Origin of the sequence: Enterobacter cloacae complex sp. 309I3, assembly GCF_050031595.1 — a bacterium.
GTDB classification, from domain to species: Bacteria; Pseudomonadota; Gammaproteobacteria; order Enterobacterales; family Enterobacteriaceae; genus Enterobacter; species Enterobacter cloacae.
The window spans coordinates 2,217,654-2,235,868 of the sequence record NZ_JBLGWI010000001.1 but is presented as its reverse complement, the minus strand read 5'-3'; the positions used below and the strand labels follow the sequence as shown (position 1 = coordinate 2,235,868).

19 protein-coding genes are annotated in these 18,215 nt (G+C 54.1%); 10 read left to right on the top strand and 9 right to left on the bottom strand.

The features are described 5' to 3' along the window. Nucleotides 1–32: 32 nt before the first annotated feature. A complete protein-coding gene (locus tag ACQG22_RS10645) occupies nucleotides 33–464 on the bottom strand; it encodes a universal stress protein (protein WP_038419309.1) in 432 nt (143 codons plus the stop codon). Between the two features lie 289 nt (nucleotides 465–753). Here ACQG22_RS10645 and ydfZ point away from each other — a divergent pair, with 289 nt between their 5' ends. Next, nucleotides 754–957, top strand: coding sequence for a putative selenium delivery protein YdfZ (ydfZ, locus tag ACQG22_RS10640; RefSeq protein WP_013096785.1), 204 nt, complete (start codon nucleotides 754–756; stop codon nucleotides 955–957). A gap of 42 nt (nucleotides 958–999) precedes the next feature. Here the strand turns inward: ydfZ and ACQG22_RS10635 are convergent, their stop codons facing one another. The 7 genes from ACQG22_RS10635 to ACQG22_RS10605 form a co-directional block, all read right to left on the bottom strand. Further along, a complete protein-coding gene (locus tag ACQG22_RS10635; protein ID WP_369706519.1) occupies nucleotides 1,000–2,463 on the bottom strand; it encodes a mannitol dehydrogenase family protein in 1,464 nt (487 codons plus the stop codon). Nucleotides 2,464–2,685: 222 nt separating this feature from the next. After that, nucleotides 2,686–4,224, bottom strand: a complete 1,539-nt coding sequence (locus ACQG22_RS10630; protein ID WP_058679424.1) for an MFS transporter — start codon at nucleotides 4,222–4,224, stop codon at nucleotides 2,686–2,688. Between the two features lie 27 nt (nucleotides 4,225–4,251). Further along, entirely contained in the window at nucleotides 4,252–5,658 is a 1,407-nt protein-coding gene (gene uxaC, locus ACQG22_RS10625; RefSeq protein WP_250181841.1) for a glucuronate isomerase, read from the bottom strand. Beyond that, nucleotides 5,655–7,040, bottom strand: coding sequence for an MFS transporter (locus ACQG22_RS10620; protein WP_038980483.1), 1,386 nt, complete (start codon nucleotides 7,038–7,040; stop codon nucleotides 5,655–5,657). The genes uxaC and ACQG22_RS10620 overlap by 4 nt, the downstream gene beginning before the upstream one ends. 73 nt (nucleotides 7,041–7,113) lie before the next feature. Further along, nucleotides 7,114–8,133, bottom strand: coding sequence for a Zn-dependent oxidoreductase (locus ACQG22_RS10615; RefSeq protein ID WP_369706520.1), 1,020 nt, complete (start codon nucleotides 8,131–8,133; stop codon nucleotides 7,114–7,116). Nucleotides 8,134–8,147: 14 nt separating this feature from the next. Beyond that, entirely contained in the window at nucleotides 8,148–9,362 is a 1,215-nt protein-coding gene (gene rspA, locus ACQG22_RS10610) for a starvation-sensing protein RspA (RefSeq protein WP_013096791.1), read from the bottom strand. A gap of 111 nt (nucleotides 9,363–9,473) precedes the next feature. Further along, nucleotides 9,474–9,800, bottom strand: a complete 327-nt coding sequence (locus ACQG22_RS10605; protein ID WP_013096792.1) for a YnfA family protein — start codon at nucleotides 9,798–9,800, stop codon at nucleotides 9,474–9,476. Between the two features lie 153 nt (nucleotides 9,801–9,953). Between ACQG22_RS10605 and ACQG22_RS10600 the strand changes: the two genes are divergently transcribed. Further along, entirely contained in the window at nucleotides 9,954–10,292 is a 339-nt protein-coding gene (locus tag ACQG22_RS10600; RefSeq protein ID WP_013096793.1) for a DUF1283 family protein, read from the top strand. Further along, nucleotides 10,292–10,849: a spermidine N1-acetyltransferase gene (gene speG, locus ACQG22_RS10595; RefSeq protein ID WP_013096794.1), complete on the top strand. Its 558-nt coding sequence runs from the start codon at nucleotides 10,292–10,294 to the stop codon at nucleotides 10,847–10,849. Before ACQG22_RS10600 ends, speG begins: the two co-directional genes overlap by 1 nt. 17 nt (nucleotides 10,850–10,866) lie before the next feature. On the opposite strand, the gene ACQG22_RS10590 is transcribed toward speG, so the two are convergent. Next, nucleotides 10,867–11,577, bottom strand: a complete 711-nt coding sequence (locus tag ACQG22_RS10590; RefSeq protein WP_080396962.1) for a YnfC family lipoprotein — start codon at nucleotides 11,575–11,577, stop codon at nucleotides 10,867–10,869. Between the two features lie 247 nt (nucleotides 11,578–11,824). Here ACQG22_RS10590 and ACQG22_RS10585 point away from each other — a divergent pair, with 247 nt between their 5' ends. From ACQG22_RS10585 to dmsD, 7 genes are all read left to right on the top strand, one after another. Further along, complete coding sequence (locus ACQG22_RS10585; RefSeq protein WP_346720566.1) at nucleotides 11,825–12,307, top strand: Hcp family type VI secretion system effector; 483 nt, start codon at nucleotides 11,825–11,827, stop codon at nucleotides 12,305–12,307. Continuing rightward, on the top strand, nucleotides 12,304–12,783 hold the full coding sequence (locus ACQG22_RS10580) for a DUF2778 domain-containing protein (protein WP_071843268.1): 480 nt from the start codon (nucleotides 12,304–12,306) through the stop codon (nucleotides 12,781–12,783). Before ACQG22_RS10585 ends, ACQG22_RS10580 begins: the two co-directional genes overlap by 4 nt. 410 nt (nucleotides 12,784–13,193) lie before the next feature. Further along, nucleotides 13,194–13,487 (top strand): DUF1161 domain-containing protein, encoded by a 294-nt coding sequence (locus ACQG22_RS10575; protein WP_013096796.1) that lies wholly within the window; start codon nucleotides 13,194–13,196, stop codon nucleotides 13,485–13,487. Nucleotides 13,488–13,633: 146 nt separating this feature from the next. Beyond that, nucleotides 13,634–16,072 (top strand): selenate/tellurate reductase subunit YnfE, encoded by a 2,439-nt coding sequence (gene ynfE, locus ACQG22_RS10570; protein WP_369706521.1) that lies wholly within the window; start codon nucleotides 13,634–13,636, stop codon nucleotides 16,070–16,072. A gap of 10 nt (nucleotides 16,073–16,082) precedes the next feature. Continuing rightward, on the top strand, nucleotides 16,083–16,700 hold the full coding sequence (gene dmsB / locus ACQG22_RS10565; protein ID WP_029882994.1) for a dimethylsulfoxide reductase iron-sulfur subunit DmsB: 618 nt from the start codon (nucleotides 16,083–16,085) through the stop codon (nucleotides 16,698–16,700). Between the two features lies 1 nt (nucleotide 16,701). Further along, nucleotides 16,702–17,556, top strand: coding sequence for a dimethyl sulfoxide reductase anchor subunit family protein (locus tag ACQG22_RS10560; RefSeq protein WP_369706522.1), 855 nt, complete (start codon nucleotides 16,702–16,704; stop codon nucleotides 17,554–17,556). A 42-nt stretch (nucleotides 17,557–17,598) separates the two neighbouring features. Further along, a complete protein-coding gene (gene dmsD, locus ACQG22_RS10555) occupies nucleotides 17,599–18,213 on the top strand; it encodes a Tat proofreading chaperone DmsD (RefSeq protein ID WP_020688218.1) in 615 nt (204 codons plus the stop codon). The last annotated feature ends 2 nt before the right edge of the window (nucleotides 18,214–18,215 follow it).

The following is an 18,215-nucleotide window of genomic DNA, read 5'->3' as shown; positions in this document are numbered from 1 at the left end:
ATTCGCCGCACCCTTTCGGCGCGGCGGAGAGATTAGCGTACAACCAGGACCGGAATAGTGGCGTAGCGCAGGATAGATTCCGCATTTGAACCCAGCAGATGCGTGGTGATAGTCGGGTTTTTTGAACCGATAACAATCACGTCATATTCCCCTTCTTTGCTCATCCTGATAATTTCATCGCGCACGTTGCCGAAACGCACCTCACAATGAATGTCCTCCGGAGAGAGATCGAAGAGACGCGTTAACTCCTTCATCTTTTTGCTGGATTCTGCGGTCATATACTCTTCAAACTTCCTGATATCTGCATTGAATCCGCGCAGTAACGAGCGGCTGCTGTTGGGCAGAATGTTGACCAGGGTTATCGATGCACCTTCAGCCTTCGCCAGGTTAGCCGCGTGCCGCACCGCTTTATCGCTTAAATTCATTTCAAACACATCAACAGGCATCAAGATTTTCTTATACATAAGCCTGACTCCTTATTTCCAGGAAACGTTATTTACTGCATCCAGAGTGCCATCAGGAATATAAACCAGACTTAAACGCTCACTGGTTGAAATTATCAATTAAAGAAAATAACTGTCCGCTTTGTAAATTACCGTCGTGAACCGTCATCGCCCTGCCGAAATGAAGAAAAAAGTGTGAGTTTGATCAAAAACAAAAAAATGATGTCCAGAGAGGCGTATTTATAGTGCCCCGTGGACGGCACAACCTGAAATAGCGCCGTAACGGATGTGTTAGCGAGGAGAAAATACCATGATGACTTACGACCGTAACCGTAATGCAATTACCACCGGCAGCCGCGTAATGATTAACGGTACCGGGCATACCGGGGTAATTAAAGCGATCCACAGCGAGGGACTGGATGCCGCGCAGGTACGTCGCAGCAAAACGGTGGAAGTGGAAGGATGCGAAGGTAAGTTCGAACCGATTGAACTGATTCGCCTGGGTATGCACTAACAGGTGCGACATCATGCCGCCGCGAACGGCGGCATGACTGCATTACAGCAGTGCCGCGTACTGCGCAACCGTGGCTTTCGCGCCCTTTTGCTGAAGGGTCTGATACGCCGTCATGACCGCCTCCACAAAGCACGTGTCGTGCGGCAGTTCCTTACCGAAGATGGCTTCAATGCCCAGCAGGGCTTTCACCCGACTTTCCCCTTCCGCGCTCCCGTTGACCGCGGCCTGAATCACCGCCAGCTGAGGATCGCTCACGTCGATGGCGTTCCCCTGTTCATCCACCCCGCCGACATAGCGCATCCAGCCCGCCACACCCAGCGCCAGCAGTGGGAAAGGTTTCTGATGCACCAGATGCCAGCGCACGGAATCGAGCATACGCTGCGGAAGTTTCTGGCTGCCGTCCATCGCGATTTGCCAGGTCCGGTGGCGCAGGGCCGGGTTGCTGTAGCGCGCTATCAGCAGATCGGCATAGTGGCCTAAATCAACCCCTTTTACTTTCAGCGTCGGCGCCTGCTCTTTCAGCATCAGCGAGTGGGCGGCACGACGGTAGTGTTCATCTTCCATACAGTCGTTAATGTGCTGATAACCCGCCAGATAGCCAAGGTACGCCAGGAAAGAATGGCTGCCGTTGAGCATCCGCAGCTTCATCTCTTCAAACGGAATAACGTCGGCCACCAGCTCCGCCCTCGCCTTTTCCCACTGCGGACGTCCGGCGACAAAGTTATCTTCAATCACCCACTGACGGAACGGCTCGCAGGCCACGCCCGCCGGATCGCGTACGCCAGTAAGCTGTTCGATTTTATCCAGCGTTTCCGGCGTTACCGCAGGCACAATACGATCCACCATGGTTGACGGGAAGGTGACGTTGGCCTCAATCCACGCGGCCAGCTCCGCGTCGACCGCGCGGGCATAGGCGCAGGTGACATTGCGCATAACGTGGCCGTTCTCCGGCATGTTGTCACAGGACATAACGCTAAAGGCAGGCAGCCCCGCCGCTTTGCGTCGCGCCAGCGCTTCAACCACCACACCCGGCGCAGATTTGGGCTGATGCGGGTTTTGCAGGTCGGCCGCAATCAATGGATGATCGAGCATCAGTTTGCCCGTGGCCGGTGAGTGGCAGTAGCCTTTTTCGGTGATGGTGAGCGACACAATCGCCACCTGCGGCTCACACATCGCCGCCAGTACGGCCTCCAGCCCGTCAACCTGCGCGTGCAGCGCATTTTTGACCACACCGACGACCCGTGATGTCCACGCGTCCGCCGACATTTCGGCCACGGTATAGAGGTTATCCTGCGCGTTCAGATCGGCAATCTGCTGTTCGCCACCAATCAGGTTCACTTCTGTGTAACCCCAGTCGCTGCCGTGTTCAGCGGCCAGAATATCGGCGTACACCGCCTGGTGTGCACGGTGGAACGCGCCAAACCCTAAATGAACAATGCGTGCCTGGAGGCTGCCGCGATCGTACTGAGGCAGCGTCGCTTTCGCCTGTAATAATCGGTTTTCCATGGTTGAGACTCGTTTAATTAATGAAGCTGAGTTCTGCGACCGCACGTAGGCGCGGTCGCGCATGTTGACTACACCAGCCAGAATGGCAGTAACCCCCTGGTGCCTTGCCCACCACCATACGGGTTATGTTCAGCGGAACATTGATTTACATTAACTTTGCGCTAACTGGTGTGATATCAAAATTAAGTTGTGTGACATCTTTCAAAAAGATATATACCAACGTTACACAGGATTACGCGCCGGTTCTGCGCCTGCACGGCCAGCAGGCTCACGGCACAGCCTGTCGTAGGAATACCCCGTCAAATCTTCCACCACACGGCGTGCTTCGGCGGACACCAGCTGGGGAGAACCGTTTGCTTTCAGGCGGTCCAGTTCATCCACGAAGATCTTGTGCGTACGCTTGTTCAGATGGAACGTTAATGCCTGCCACAACGCCAGGATGAGTAAGCCCGCAGTCCCGATGAACATCAGCATTGCGATGGTATGAATGGCCTCCTCCGGCTGTGTCTGGCTGCCCTTCACAAAGCCGCCATTCTGTAACAGCAGCCCCACAATAAAGGTGGCGATGGCCACGGTCGTTTTGCGGGAGAAGGTCATCACCGCCGCGAACAACCCCTCGCGACGCTGGCGGCTAACCATCTCGTCAATATCGGGGATGAACGGGAAGACGTTCCATGGCGTAAACTCCAGCACACAGCGACCGACCTGATATAACCCGGCCAGAACAACCAGCGTCGCGACGGTATTAAGTGCCGGAATTTGATACACAGCGAAAAAGCCGCCCAGGCAGAGCATCATCAGCGAGTAGGCAAACACATACAGCTTCGACGGCCCGAATTTAATGATCCCCACTCCCGCAATCAGCGTGACAGGCAGGCCGACGATACTCATCGACAGCAGTGTGCCGGCAAGCGACGAAGAGACATTCAGGCAGTAAACACAGAAGAAGACAAATACGGTGTTGTAGACATCTTTCCCGGTAAACGACAGCAGGTAGATGGCAAGGTGTTTTCTGAAGGCCCGGATTTTCAGCGTTGAACCATACTCTTTAAAGAGACGACCAAAGGCAGCCAGCTTTTGCGTCAGCGTTCGGGGCGCCGTGCTTGTTTCAAGCTCGGCCAGCATTTCCGGGGTTAACTCGCGTTCCCAGGTCACCTTCCACGAGATAAAGACGCAAACCATAAACAGGACGGCAAAAATAACGCCGTTAATCAGATAAGCATGGGCGCTGTTTTCCCCAAAATAGCCAATCAGCAGCCCCGGAATGAACGTCGCAAGGAAGGTACCGGACGCAGAAAGGAACATGCGACAGGTAGAAAGTTTGGTGCGCTGGTTAAAGTCTTTTGTCATTTCCGATGGCAGCGTTTCCCAGGGGATCAATACCATCGCGGCGATAATTTCAAACGCCAGATAGACCGCGAGATAAAAACCGTAGGTCATGCCATCAAGCCACAGTAACGCATAGACCAGCATTAACGGCGCGCCGATCAGCAAAAAGAAGCGTCGACGACCAAATTTTTTACCAAAATAGTTTTTGTAAAAATGATCGGTGAAACTTCCCATAAACAGACTGACAATGGCATCAACAATACGCGCGATGGCGACAATGGAGGCTGCCTCAACCGGCGATAGCCCAACGAATGTCGTATAGAAAAATAACAGCCAGGCGCCGATCACGGTAAATGCACCGCCACCCATAATATCCGTTAGTCCGTAGCCGATACTAACCGGAATGGTAATTTTTTTAGCCGCACGAGACATATTTCATCCCCACTTGATGAAGTGAATTTAAAATTTGAAATAATTCTTAGCGTTGTCGTGGCAAATATTTTTAATCATCCGCGTGAGAATATCGTTATTATCAGGGACTTCTCCCCGCTCCACCCAACCGCCGATCATATTGCATAGAATGCGGCGAAAATAATCGTGACGGGTATAGGAGACCAGGCTACGCGAGTCGGTCAGCATGCCGACAAAATTCATTAACAGCCCCTGATCTGCCAGGCTGTTGAGCTGGTTTTCCATCCCGCGACGGGTGTCGTTAAACCACCAGCCGGAGCCGAATTGCATCGGTGATTTCACTCCCAGTTCTGCACTCTGAAAATTGGCGATCGTCGTCGCGACAATATCGTTGTAGCTGGGGTTGAGGTTATACAGAATGGTTTTCGGCAGCGCGTCTGCAAGGGCCATGGCATCCAGCAGCTGATTAATATTCGCAGCAAGATTGACCTGATCCGTCAGTGAATCAAACCCGATATTTATGCCCAGGGCACGGTACATGCGGGTATTATTATTGCGTATCGCACCGAAGTGTATCTGCATGGCCCAGTCATGCTGTCGGTAATAACGCGCCAGCATGATAAAAATAGCACTGTCAAGAATCGCGCTATCTCGCGCGTTGAGATGTTCACCCTGCCGTTTACGGACAAATATCGATTCCACGATACTGTCATCCGCAGCCTGAAAATGGATCTCCACAGGGCCATGATCCGAAATACGGCACCCCATGTCGTGGAACCAGGCAATACGCTCGCCGAGCGCAGCAGCAAAATCGCTAAAGGCGTGAATGGACCGCCCCGTCAGCTCCGCTAGTCGATCGGTAAAGTCGGCGAACTGATGCGCATCCGACGTAAAAACGTCATCCGGGCGGAATGTCGGTAATACCTTGACGTTGAATGTTGCGTCATCGCGCAATAACTGATGGTAACGCAGGTCATCCAGCGGGGCATCTGTGGTACAGATGACCTCCACCTTTGAGCGTTTAATCAGTTCGCGGGGCGTAAAATCAGGCTGTTGTAATAAACGATTACAGCGCTCCATTATTTCACGCCAGTTATGGCTGCCCAGCGGTTCATCACAGGAAAAATAGTGATGCAGTTCTAAATGCGTCCAGTGATAGAGCGGATTGCCATAGCTGGCGTCGACCGTTTCAGCCCACGCCGCAAATTTTTCTTCCGCGGTGGCGCTGCCCGTAATGTATTTTTCATCTATACCGTTGGCGCGCATGGCGCGCCATTTGTAGTGATCGCCTGCAAGCCAAAGCTCGGTAATATTCTCCAGCGGTTTATTTTCGAAAATATCTTTCGCAACCAGATGACAGTGATAGTCAATTATTGGCAATTCTTTCGCGACGTCGCGATATAACGCAACGCCCCTGGCGTTGCTAATCATAAAGTTATCATTAATGAAACTCATAGCAGCGCTCCATATTTGCGTGACTCACCAGCCTTATCGTTCAGCGCCTGTGGTTCAGCCGCGTCTTGTGCCGCGCTCAAATCACGGTCGCGCACTTCCGGCATGAAAATGGCTGAAACCAGACCAATTACGGAATAGGCAATCAGCATCGCGACAATCGGCCACCAGGAGCCGGTCATGTTGCAGAAGATCCCCGCCAGCACCGGACCAAAGCCCACCGCCACCAGACCGCCCGCCTCTTTGGAGATGGCCATGCGGGTAAAGCGATTACGCGAGCCAAACATCTCCGCCATGGTGATGTTTTCCAGCGCGAACAACCCCAGCACCGCGAAGTTATGAATGACAATAATCGAGAGCATAATGACGCCCGGCGCATAGCTTTTATCGACGATAATCGACAGCATCGGGTACGCCAGAATGATGGCGGAAACGTTGAGCAGGATATACGGCAGACGGCGACCGACTTTGTCCGACAGCCAGCCCAGCAGCGGGATAGAGATAAACCCGAGGATTGAACTTATCATCAGCGCATCGGTGGGGATCGCTTTATCAAACAGCAACGTCTGTACCAGATACCCGGCAAGGAACGTCTGGATCAGACCGGAGTTACCCGCCTGACCAAAACGCAGCCCGGTGGCCAGCCAGAAGGATTTGCTTTTCACCATCGCCCCAAGGGAGGTATCCGGCTTCGCCACCGGTACGGCAGCTTCAGCGTCGTTCACTTTTTCGAATACCGGGCTCTCTTTCAGGTTCATACGCAGCCAGATGGCAAAGATCATCACGACGACGCTGGCCAGGAACGGCACGCGCCAGCCCCATGCCACCAGTTCTTCACGATCGAGAGCAAAGAACATCACCGCCCAGATCGCCGTGGCACTCAGGGTTCCGCAGTTGGTCCCCATCGCCACCAGCGAGGAGATGATCCCGCGTTTGCCCTTTGGCGCATACTCGGCCAGCATGGTTCCCGCACCGGAGATTTCTGCCCCGGCACCCAGCCCCTGAATAATGCGCAGCGTCACCAGCAGAACCGGCGCAAAAATGCCAATCTGGCCGTAGGTCGGCAACACGCCAATCAGGGTGGTACAGATCCCCATCATGGTGATGGTAATAAACAGTACCTTTTTACGACCGATCCGGTCGCCCATTCTGCCGAAGATAAAGGCGCCGACGATGCGCGCAATATAGCCTGCGCCGTAGGTCCCCATCGCCAGGATCAGCGCCATGGCCGCGGACTGTTCCGGGAAAAAGATCTCATGGAAAACCAGCGCGGCCCCCAGCGAGTAGAGCTGAAAATCCATAAACTCCAGCGCGGTACCCAGCCAGCCGGATACGGCAGCTTTCACCAGATCTGAAGTCGTTCTTTGAGGTTGTGCTTGAGTCATAATGGCTATCTCTGCAAGGTAAGATGCGTACCACTCAGAGCCTGTCTGCGCAGGCTCTTAACCGCGTAAATTATTATTGGTCGAAGGTGAGCAAGACTTTGCAGCACTGCCGCTGGTCTTTCTCAAACAGTTCGATGGCGTCTGTCACGTGGTGGTAGTCAAAGGTGTGGGTAATCAGTTTTTCAGGATCGATCAGCCCCTTTTCCAGCCAGTCGATCACGACCGGGAATTTGTTGGCATTCAGGCGCGAGGAGAATATCGACAGCTCTTTGCCGGTGATCCCCTGCTGAACAATCTGGCTCGGATCGCTGGAAAAGCCCATCAGCACGATACGTGCCGCCGGGGAAGCCAGGGTTATCGCTTCCTGCAGAATCGACGGATGACAGGCGGCATCAATAATTAACGTCGGTTTGATGCCTTTTTCTTCCAGCGCCTTATGCAAATCAAGATTACCGTTGTTCAGGACCCAGTCCGCGCCGCTGCGTTGCGCCATCGCCAGCCGTTCATCAATGCGGTCGACGACAATCACCTGCCTGACGTTGTAGACACCTTTCAGCGCCTGCACGGTAACCAGCCCCATCGGGCCCGCGCCATACACCAGGGCGATATCCTGTTCCGTGGGTTTTGCCTGCCCGGTGACGTTGGCGGCAATGGTAAAGGGCTCGACCATCACGGCGTGTTTATCGGGAATGGCGTCCGGGATGGGCCACGCATTTTTCGCCGGTACCACGGCGTATTCCGCAAAACCGCCGTCGCGATGCACGCCGAGCACGACCAGGGAGGTACACACGTTCGGTTTACCCACCGAGCACGGATAGCAGTGCCCGCAGCTGATCACCGGATCAACGGAAACCCGCTGCCCCAGGCGTCCGGGGTCAACGCCCTCGCCCATGGCGTCAATCACACCAAAAAATTCGTGGCCGATAACGCGCGGATATTTCGCGAAGGGGTTATGTCCGCGATAGATATGGCTGTCGGAGCCGCAGATCCCGGCAAGTTTAATGCTGACGCGCACTTCCCCTGCCCCCGGTTGCGGGAGTGGACGCTCTTCAATCACCAGCTGGTTGGGCTGTTGGATCACTACGCTTTTCATCGTTCGCTCCTCGTTTACCAGTTCCACAGCGTGCCGTCTTCAAGACGAGCCACAGGCAGGTAGGCCGGATCGTACGGGTATTTCGCGGCCAGCTTTTCGTCGAACTCAATACCCAGACCCGGCTTGTCGCCCGGGTGCATATAGCCGTTGTCGAAGCGCCAGTTGTGTGGGAAGACTTCAAGCATCTGTTCGGAATAGCCCATATATTCCTGCACGCCGAAGTTCGGCACCCACAGGTCGAAGTGCAGCGCGGCAGCATGGCAAATCGGCGACAGATCGGACGGGCCGTGTGACCCGGTCCGCACCTGGTAGAGCGAGGCAAAGTCTGCAATACGACGCATGCCGGTGATCCCGCCTGCATGGGTAATGGTGGCGCGAATGTAGTCGATAAGCTGCTCTTCAATCAGCTGTTTGCAATCCCAGATGCTGTTAAAGACTTCACCCACAGCAATCGGCGTGACGGTGTGCTGGCGGATCAGGCGGAAGCACGCCTGGTTTTCAGCAGGCGTAGGATCTTCCATCCAGAACATGCGGAATTCTTCGATGCTCTTACCGAAACGCGCCGCTTCAATTGGCGTCAGGCGGTGGTGCATGTCATGCAGCAGATGTTCGTTGAAGCCAAATTTACTGCGCACCGCGTCGAACAGCTTCGGTGTGAAGTCGAGGTATTTCTCGGTGGACCACAGCTGCTCTTCCGGCCAGTCCCCTTTGGTGGCAGGCTCATACGCCAGCCCTTTTCCTTTGGACATGCCGTAGGTGGTTTTCATTCCCGGCACGCCGCACTGGACGCGGATCGCCTTAAAGCCCATCTCTTTATGACGGGCGTAATCTTCCAGCACGTCGTCAATGGTATGCCCGGTGGTGTGGCAGTAGACCATTACCCCTTCACGGGAGGCGCCCCCCAGCAGCTGGTAAAGCGGCATATTGGCAGCTTTGGCTTTGATATCCCACAGCGCCATATCCACGGCGGAGATTGCCGACATGGTGACCGGACCGCGACGCCAGTACGCGCCTTTATAGAAAAACTGCCAGATATCTTCGATGCGGTGCGCATCGCGGCCAATCAGCTGCGGGCAGAGGTGGTCTTTCAGGTAAGAGGCGACGGAGAGTTCGCGTCCGTTTAGTGTGGCATCGCCAAGACCGACGATGCCTTCATCGGTCGTAATTTTAAGGGTGACAAAGTTACGCCCCGGGCAGGTGACAAATACTTCAGCCCCGACAATCTTCATAATTCCTTTCCTTACATCGCATGTTGTGATGCAGGAAATTTACGCAACTGAGCTACTACCATACAAGTATAATGATCAAAATATCCGCGAGCGATCACAAAATCAGGGCGCTCAGGCGCGCCCCCAGCCCGCCACGATGATCAGCATGCCGCACAGGGCAATCAGGGCCCCGGCCCAGTCGTAGGCGCTGAGTTTTACCCCATCGACCACGCGTAACCATAGCAGCGCGGTGCAGACATAAACCCCGCCGTAGGCGGCATAGACGCGACCACTGGCCGCCGGATGGAGCGTTAACAGCCAGACAAACAGCGCCAGCGCGATGCCCGCCGGGATCAGCAGTAACACGGTTGCCCCTCTCTTCAGCCAGAGCCAGGGAAGGAAGCAGCCGATAATTTCACAGAGCGCGGTGGCAAAAAATAACAGCGTTGTTTTGATCATATTTCATTTCAGGTGAGGATTTATTTAACCATCATACCTGATGATACGGTTTACTTTTCCATACCCGCGCCGCGGGTATGCCGTCATTTCTGTTTGGTGTAGAATCTGAACAGGGTAACGTGATTATCTGCACCGATTCAAAAAGGAAACGCTATGAGTACATTAAGCAAACGCCTTTGTCTGACCGCCGCACTGGCGCTGTCAACGCTCGCCTTCGCTGCAACGGCTACCGCCGAAACCAGCAAACTCATTATTGAGTCTGGCGATAGCGCGCAGAGCCGCCAGAATGCCGCAATGGACAAAGAACAATGGAATGACACCCGCAGCCTTCGTCAGAAGGTGAACAAGCGTGCTGAGAAAGAGTGGGACAAAGAAGATGTCGCCTTTGACGCACGTGATAAGTGTCAGCAAAGCGCGAACGTTAATGCCTACTGGGAGCCAAACACCCTGCGCTGCCTGGATCGTCGCACGGGTCGTACGGTAGCACCGTAATGCCGGGTCTTGAGGTTAAACTGCGTCCGCTGGAGCGCGAAGATTTGCGCTTCGTCCACCAGCTCGACAACAACGCCAGCGTGATGCGCTACTGGTTTGAAGAGCCGTACGAGGCGTTTGTCGAGCTGTCCGATCTGTACGATAAACACATTCACGATCAAAGCGAACGCCGCTTTGTGGTGGAGTGTGAAGGCGAAAAAGCCGGGCTGGTTGAGCTGGTGGAGATCAACCACGTGCATCGTCGTGCGGAATTCCAGATCATTATCTCCCCGGAGCATCAGGGTAAAGGCCTGGCCTCACGGGCGGCGAAGCTGGCGATGGACTACGGATTCAATGTTCTGAATCTGTACAAGCTCTATCTCATCGTCGATAAAGAGAACGAAAAAGCGATCCATATCTACCGTAAGCTGGGCTTTATGGTGGAAGGCGAGCTAATCCACGAGTTCTTTATCAACGGGGAATACCGCAACACCATTCGCATGTGCATTTTCCAGCACCAGCATCTGGCCGGACACAAACCGTCTGGTGCCAGCCTGCTGAAACCTACCGCGCAGTAACCTGCGCGGCTTTACTCTCAGTAGTATTCAATGGTGTTTTTTATGCTGTACTTGCGCTCAACTGCGGGTTTCACGCTGTCGTCGGTGATGGTCAGGTCGCAGCTCACCGGGTTATTGTGCCGGTCGTAATCGCAGCTCTGCTTCACATTCCCCAGCGGTTTGTCATTCAGTAAACTCACGGCCGAGTAATCCATTCTTTTGCGCAGATCCTTCGAGGGTGTCGACTGTACGGATAAGTGCTGATCCCCGGAAACGGTGGTTTTACCCAGCGGGTAGCCGTCCGCGTCATAGCGATATTTCACTTCCATATCTTTACCGTGCGCCGCGACCACAAATCCATTGTCATCGGTATCCCACGTTACACCGGCAGACGGCAGCTCGGCCAGCTGGCATTTGCCCTGCAGTTTCACTTTTCGCTGCTGGGTTTCTGCATCGATGTAGTAGTTGGCATCCAGCACCAGCGCAACGCCGGTATTCGCTTCAAGATCGTGCAGCTCAAGCGTATCAAAGCACCCTTCTGTCGACATCGTCCCGGTCACCCGTTTGGAGACCTCGCCCTTGTCGTTAAACAGCGTCTGGGTAAAGTCTTTGACCGGGCCGCGCAGCGGGTCAAAATCAAACTCATTCGAAAAACTCGCCATCTCAGGCGTGAACGACAGCGGCGCGGAATTGTTGTCGCACCCCACCAGTGTCGCGGCCAGTAGCGTTATCGCTGCGTATTTCTTCACATCATTTACCGATTCAGGGAGATTATTCCCAATCATATTAGCAAATACAGAGAGTTAACGAATAGTGATTCGTTTTTCTTCGTTTCACACCAGACGGTGATGTGACTTATAGCAAATTCCAATAGCACGTCAGAAATGTATAACCTCCTGAAATATATGTAATTTCAATAACATTTTTTGCCTACTACAACTGTAATTCAGGATATTAACTGACCCTTCTTTTTAACAACGAGAATGGGGTTTCAAAATGGCAATTCCTGCATACCTTTGGCTAAAGGACGATGGCGGAGAAGATATTAAGGGCGCTGTTGATGTACAGGATCGTGAAGGAAGTATCGAAATTTTAGGCTTCGGACATGGCCTGCATCTACCCACCGACAGCTTAACGGGAAAGATAACAGGCACGCGCGTGCATAGCGCTCTGGTTTTTGAGAAGGAATTCGACAGCTCAAGCCCTTACCTCTATAAAGCCGTAGCAAAGGGGCAGACGTTTAAAAGTGCGGAGTTCAAATGGTACAAGATTAACGACGCTGGCCAGGAAGTCGAATACTTCAACATGTTACTGGAAAACGTCAAAGTTGTCGCAATATGCCCTCTTATGCATGACATAAAAAACCCGGCTACTGAAAAGCATAATCATCTCGAAAGTATCTCATTGCGTTATGAAAAAATAACATGGAGACACTGTGACGGTAACATTATTTTCTCAGATGAGTGGAAAGACAGATGATTCGATGCACTTTTCATTTAAATGGAGGACAATTGTCAACATTAAGTTGTCCAGGTCTGGGATTTTTTCCTGCATATTCCGGAAATGCTGGACCGAACAGAAATAATCCCGACGCAGTTGCGATTCCGAAAGTCGGTCCATTACCACCGGGGTTGTATTACATCGTTACCCGGCCGCGAGGGGGATTAAAAGCACGCTGGAAAGACACCATCAAAGAGCTTGAAAGTGGTTCCAACCGTGACTTTTGGTTTGCTCTTTATCGTGCCGATGAACATATTGATGACATTACATTTATTGATAACGTAGAGCGTGGTTCTTTCCGCTTGCACCCCGCTGGGCAGTCTGGGATCAGTAACGGATGCATTACATTGCCAAACCATGCGCACTACACAATCTTAATGCATGCTTTGTTAGCTTCGGGAGCGATGATGATCACATCTGAATTAAAAGCCCTTGGTACAATACAGGTATATTAATGAGCGCAAAAAAAAGAGCATTCACCTGGATAGTCGAAACCATGATGTTGTTTGTCATATATTCCGCGTTGTGCTATTTCCTTCCAGACATTGAACTTTACCATTTCTACACAAGTCATTTTGGTTTTGTTACTGAACTGACGTGGAATGAAAACTATACGCTAATACTGTTTATTCTCTCGTTTTTCTTTAACGCCCTGTTGATATATCTGTGGGCTTTAAAAAAGGAAATATAATTATTGGGCGGTGATAATGCCGCCTTTTTTTGTCGCACGAATATTATTTTCTTCCATCGGCATGAAGCCATAAATTTAAACAAATTATAAGAAAATTCAGAATGTGCAGCCAAAAACAAATACTTACATAAACTCTGCTAACATTAATCTACACACAGAGAAAAGGAGCTACAGATGAAACGGTTACCCTGGATTACCGCCCTGCTGTTAATGAGTGCCTCTACCGCCGCGCTGGCGGCACCGGATTCCTGCGAACGTGTAAAAAGCGACATTCAGCAGAAAATCATCAACAACGGCGTGCCGGAATCTGGCTTTACGCTGAACATCGTACCCAACGATCAGGCCGATCGTCCGGATGCGCAGGTTGTTGGGCATTGTGCCAATGATACCTTCAAAATTTTGTACACTCGCACAGGCAGCGGCGCTGCTGCTGGCGCGCAGGAGAGTCCGCAAGGCGAACCGCAGTGATTTTTAACCACTTTCCTTGCATCAATCCCCCTTGAATTGATGAGGATTAATATTTAATACCTCCAAATAAGTAACACTCACCCCATCATTAGCCCGGTTGTAATCACGGGCGAAAATAATAGTCAATTAAAATGATGGGGTGAGTCATGTCCGATGTCGAACATCACGGTGGAATTAGCCGCCGAACACTCGTTAAGTCCACCGCGATAGGTTCTCTGGCGCTTGCCGCCGGTGGTATCTCGTTGCCGTTTGGATTGAAAAGCGCCGCTGCTGCGGTGCAAAACGCCGTACAGCCTGCTGAAGATAAAGTGGTCTGGGGAGCCTGCTCGGTTAACTGCGGCAGCCGCTGCGCGCTGCGTCTGCATGTCCGTGACGACGAAGTTTACTGGGTGGAAACGGATAATACCGGGGAGGATATCTACGGCAATCATCAGGTGCGCGCCTGTCTTCGCGGACGCTCCATCCGCCGTCGCATTAATCACCCTGACCGCCTTAACTACCCGATGAAGCGCGTGGGCAAACGCGGTGAAGGTAAATTTGAGCGCATCTCCTGGGATGAAGCGCTGGATACCCTGACCCGCAGCCTGAAAAATGTAGTGGAAAAATACGGCAACGAAGCGGTGTACATTAACTACTCCTCCGGCATTGTGGGCGGCAATATCACCCGCTCTTCCCCTTACGCCTCGCTGGTGGCGCGCCTGATGAACTGTTACGGCGGCTTCCTGAGCCACTATGGCACCTATAGTACCGCGCAAATTTCCTACGCGATGCCGTACACCTACGGCAGCAACGATGGCAACAGCACCTCCGACATTGAAAACACTAAACTGGTGGTGATGTTCGGCAATAATCCGGCGGAAACGCGTATGAGCGGCGGCGGGATCACCTACTACCTCGAACAGGCGCGTGAACGCTCAAATGCGCGGATGATCGTCATCGACCCGCGTTATACCGACACCGCTGCCGGACGTGAAGATGAATGGATCCCGATTCGTCCGGGTACCGATGCCGCGCTGGTAGCCGGACTTGCATGGGTATTAATCAACGAAAATCTGGTTGACCAGCCGTTCCTCGATAAATACTGCGTTGGCTATGACGAAAAAACGCTGCCGGAAGGCGCGCCTGCTAATGGGCACTATAAAGCGTATATCCTCGGCCAGGGCGACGATAATACGCCAAAAACCCCGGAGTGGGCTTCGCGCATCACCGGTATTCCGGCGGATCGCATCGTCAAGCTGGCGCGCGAGATTGGCTCGACAAAACCCGCCTATATCTGCCAGGGCTGGGGACCGCAGCGCCAGGCCAACGGTGAACTGACGTCGCGCGCCATCGCCATGCTGCCGATCTTAACCGGCAACGTGGGTATCAACGGCGGTAACAGCGGCGCGCGCGAATCGACCTATACCATCACCATCGAACGGATGCCGCTGCCGGAAAACCCGGTAAAAACGCAGATCTCCTGCTTTAGCTGGACAGATGCCATCGCCCGCGGCCCGGAAATGACCGCCCTGCGCGACGGCGTGCGCGGCAAGGATAAGCTGGATGTGCCGATCAAGTTCATCTGGAACTATGCCGGTAACACCATCATCAACCAGCACTCCGACATCAACAAAACCCACGATATTCTGCAGGACGAAAGCAAGTGCGAAACCATCGTAGTGATCGACAACTTTATGACCTCTTCGGCGAAATACGCCGACATCCTGCTGCCGGACCTCATGACCGTCGAGCAGGAAGACATCATCCCGAACGATTATGCGGGCAATATGGGCTATCTGATTTTCCTGCAGCCCGTCACCGCGCCGAAGTTTGAGCGTAAGCCCATCTACTGGATCATGAGCGAAGTGGCGAAACGCCTCGGGCCGGACATCCATCAGAAATTCACCGAGGGCCGGACACAGTCGCAGTGGCTGCAGTATCTGTACGCCAAAATGCTGGCGAAAGATCCGCAGCTTCCGTCCTATGACGAACTGAAAAAAATGGGCATTTATAAGCGCAAAGATCCCAACGGACACTTCGTGGCGTATAAAAAATTCCGCGATGATCCGGATGCCCATCCGCTCAAAACCCCGTCAGGCAAGATTGAAATCTACTCCAGCAAGCTGGCAGAGATTGCCGCCACCTGGGAGCTGGAAAAAGATGAAACCATCAGCCCGCTGCCGGTGTACGCCTCAACGTTTGACGGCTGGGATGCCCCAGAACGTAAAACATACCCGCTGCAGCTGTTTGGCTTCCACTTCAAGGCGCGCACCCACTCCAGCTACGGCAACGTGGATGTGCTGAAAGCCGCCTGTCGTCAGGAGGTGTGGCTCAATCCGGTTGATGCGGCACAACGCGGTATTCAAAACGGCGATATGGTGCGCGTGTTTAACGACCGCGGCGAAGTGCGCATTGCCGCAAAAGTCACCCCGCGCATCATGCCCGGCGTCAGCGCGATGGGCCAGGGGGCCTGGCACGACGCCAACATGAACGGCGATCGGATCGACCACGGCTCATGCATCAACACGTTGACCACCCATCGCCCGTCACCGCTGGCGAAAGGCAACCCGCAGCACACCAATCTGGTGCAGATCGAGAAGGCGTAAGGAGTAACCGATGACGACTCAGTATGGATTTTTTATTGACTCCAGCCGTTGCACCGGGTGCAAAACCTGCGAGCTGGCCTGCAAGGATTACAAAGACCTGACCCCGGACGTCAGCTTCCGCCGGATCTACGAATACGCGGGCGGCGACTGGCAGGAGGATAACGGCGTCTGGCATCAGAACGTCTTTGCCTATTACCTGTCGATTGCCTGTAACCACTGTGAAGACCCGGCCTGCACCAAAGTGTGCCCGAGCGGGGCGATGCACAAGCGCGACGACGGGTTTGTGGTAGTGAATGAAGACGTCTGCATTGGCTGCCGCTACTGCCATATGGCCTGTCCTTACGGTGCGCCGCAGTACAACGCCGCCAAAGGCCACATGACCAAGTGCGACGGCTGCCACGACCGCGTCGCAGAGGGCAAAAAGCCGATTTGCGTGGAGTCCTGTCCGCTGCGCGCGCTGGACTTCGGCCCGATTGACGAGCTGCGTAAAAAACACGGCCAGCTTGCGGCCGTCGCGCCGCTGCCGTCTGCGCACTTCACGAAGCCAAGCATTGTGATTAAACCTAACGCCAACAGCCGCCCGACGGGAGATACCACCGGCTATCTGGCAAACCCGAAGGAGGTGTGAGATGGGAAGTGGATGGCATGAATGGCCGCTGGTGATCTTCACCGTTTTTGGGCAGTGCGTGGCCGGGGCGTTGCTCGTCAGCGGTCTGGCATGGATGAGGGAGAGTGACGAGGCGGTCCGAACCCGCATCGTGCGCAGCATGTTCTTTTTATGGCTGGTCATGGGCGTTGGCTTTATCGCATCGGTGATGCACCTGGGCTCCCCGCTCAGGGCGTTTAACTCCCTGAACCGTGTTGGCGCGTCGGCGCTCAGCAACGAGATCGCGGCAGGCTCGGTCTTCTTTGCCGTCGGTGGCTTCTGGTGGCTGGTGTCGGTTATCGGTAAAATGCCGCCCGCGTTGGGTAAAGTATGGATGGTGGTGAGCCAGATCCTGGGGATTGTGTTTATCTGGGCCATGACCCGCGTGTATCAGATCGCTACGGTTCCGACCTGGTACACCGGCTACACCACGCTGGCCTTTTTCCTGACGATGGTGCTGGGCGGCCCGCTGTTTGCCGCCCTGCTGCTTCGCGCCGCTGGCACCGCCTTCAGAGGCACGTGTGCCGCATCGGTGAGCGTACTGGCGCTGCTGCTGAGCGTGGCGGTGATTGTGCTGCAGAGTAACGAACTGGCGACGCTACACAGCTCCGTACAACAGGCCAGCGCCCTGCTGCCGGACTATGGCGCATGGCAAGTTGGCCGTATCATACTGGTCGCCGCCGGATTAGGCTGCTGGCTGTGCCCGCTCATCCGGCGCCAGGAGCCGAAAACCCTCGCGCTCTTTGCAGGCCTGGTGCTGGTTGTCGTGGGTGAACTGATCGGCCGCGGTCTGTTCTATGGTCTGCACATGACGGTAGGTATGGCAATTGCCGGTTAACACAGGCGCGCGGGTTCGCCCGCGCGAGCAAGGAAGGTTGTAATGATAGATGTCTCACAGCGTGAAGCGTTCGCGTTCAGCGCCCGGGTACTGGGCGCATTGTTTTATTATTCACCCGACAGCGAGCACGTTGCGCCGCTGGTCAACGCCCTGACCGCTGGCGACTGGGTTACGGACTGGCCGCTGCCGCAGGCGGCGCTGCAGCCCATCGCCGACACCTTTACGGTATCTGCCGATGAGCCCGTCACCGACGCCTGGCAACGGCTGTTTATTGGCCCCTATGCGCTGCCCGCACCGCCGTGGGGTTCCGTATGGCTGGATCGTGAATCCGTGCTGTTTGGGGATTCAACCCTCGCCCTGCGTCAGTGGATGCGGGAAAACCAGATTGCCTTTGAGATGCAGCAGAACGAACCGGAAGATCATTTTGGTACGTTGCTGCTGCTGGCCGCGTGGCTCACTGAGAACGGACGCGAGACGGAACGCGACCAGCTTCTGGCGTGGCACCTGCTGCCGTGGAGCACCCGTTTTCTCTCCGTGTTTGTTGAAAACGCCGGGCACCCGTTCTATACCGCACTGGGAAAACTCGCGCAGCTGACGCTTGCGGACTGGCAATCTACCTTACTGATCCCGGTCGCGGAAAAACCGCTCTACCGTTAACC

Bases quoted from the DNA above. Each gene is read 5' to 3' on its own strand.
- ACQG22_RS10605 (WP_013096792.1), bottom strand. From the start codon at position 9,800: ATGATCAAAACAACGCTGTTATTTTTTGCCACCGCGCTCTGTGAAATT.
- ACQG22_RS10575 (WP_013096796.1), top strand. From the start codon at position 13,194: ATGAAACGGTTACCCTGGATTACCGCCCTGCTGTTAATGAGTGCCTCT.
- ACQG22_RS10620 (WP_038980483.1), bottom strand. From the start codon at position 7,040: ATGACTCAAGCACAACCTCAAAGAACGACTTCAGATCTGGTGAAAGCT.
- ACQG22_RS10630 (WP_058679424.1), bottom strand. From the start codon at position 4,224: ATGTCTCGTGCGGCTAAAAAAATTACCATTCCGGTTAGTATCGGCTAC.
- ACQG22_RS10635 (WP_369706519.1), bottom strand. From the start codon at position 2,463: ATGGAAAACCGATTATTACAGGCGAAAGCGACGCTGCCTCAGTACGAT.
- ACQG22_RS10600 (WP_013096793.1), top strand. From the start codon at position 9,954: ATGAGTACATTAAGCAAACGCCTTTGTCTGACCGCCGCACTGGCGCTG.
- ACQG22_RS10645 (WP_038419309.1), bottom strand. From the start codon at position 464: ATGTATAAGAAAATCTTGATGCCTGTTGATGTGTTTGAAATGAATTTA.
- dmsB (WP_029882994.1), top strand. From the start codon at position 16,083: ATGACGACTCAGTATGGATTTTTTATTGACTCCAGCCGTTGCACCGGG.
- ydfZ (WP_013096785.1), top strand. From the start codon at position 754: ATGATGACTTACGACCGTAACCGTAATGCAATTACCACCGGCAGCCGC.
- ACQG22_RS10615 (WP_369706520.1), bottom strand. From the start codon at position 8,133: ATGAAAAGCGTAGTGATCCAACAGCCCAACCAGCTGGTGATTGAAGAG.
- rspA (WP_013096791.1), bottom strand. From the start codon at position 9,362: ATGAAGATTGTCGGGGCTGAAGTATTTGTCACCTGCCCGGGGCGTAAC.
- ynfE (WP_369706521.1), top strand. From the start codon at position 13,634: ATGTCCGATGTCGAACATCACGGTGGAATTAGCCGCCGAACACTCGTT.
- speG (WP_013096794.1), top strand. From the start codon at position 10,292: ATGCCGGGTCTTGAGGTTAAACTGCGTCCGCTGGAGCGCGAAGATTTG.
- uxaC (WP_250181841.1), bottom strand. From the start codon at position 5,658: ATGAGTTTCATTAATGATAACTTTATGATTAGCAACGCCAGGGGCGTT.
- ACQG22_RS10560 (WP_369706522.1), top strand. From the start codon at position 16,702: ATGGGAAGTGGATGGCATGAATGGCCGCTGGTGATCTTCACCGTTTTT.
- ACQG22_RS10580 (WP_071843268.1), top strand. From the start codon at position 12,304: ATGATTCGATGCACTTTTCATTTAAATGGAGGACAATTGTCAACATTA.
- ACQG22_RS10585 (WP_346720566.1), top strand. From the start codon at position 11,825: ATGGCAATTCCTGCATACCTTTGGCTAAAGGACGATGGCGGAGAAGAT.
- dmsD (WP_020688218.1), top strand. From the start codon at position 17,599: ATGATAGATGTCTCACAGCGTGAAGCGTTCGCGTTCAGCGCCCGGGTA.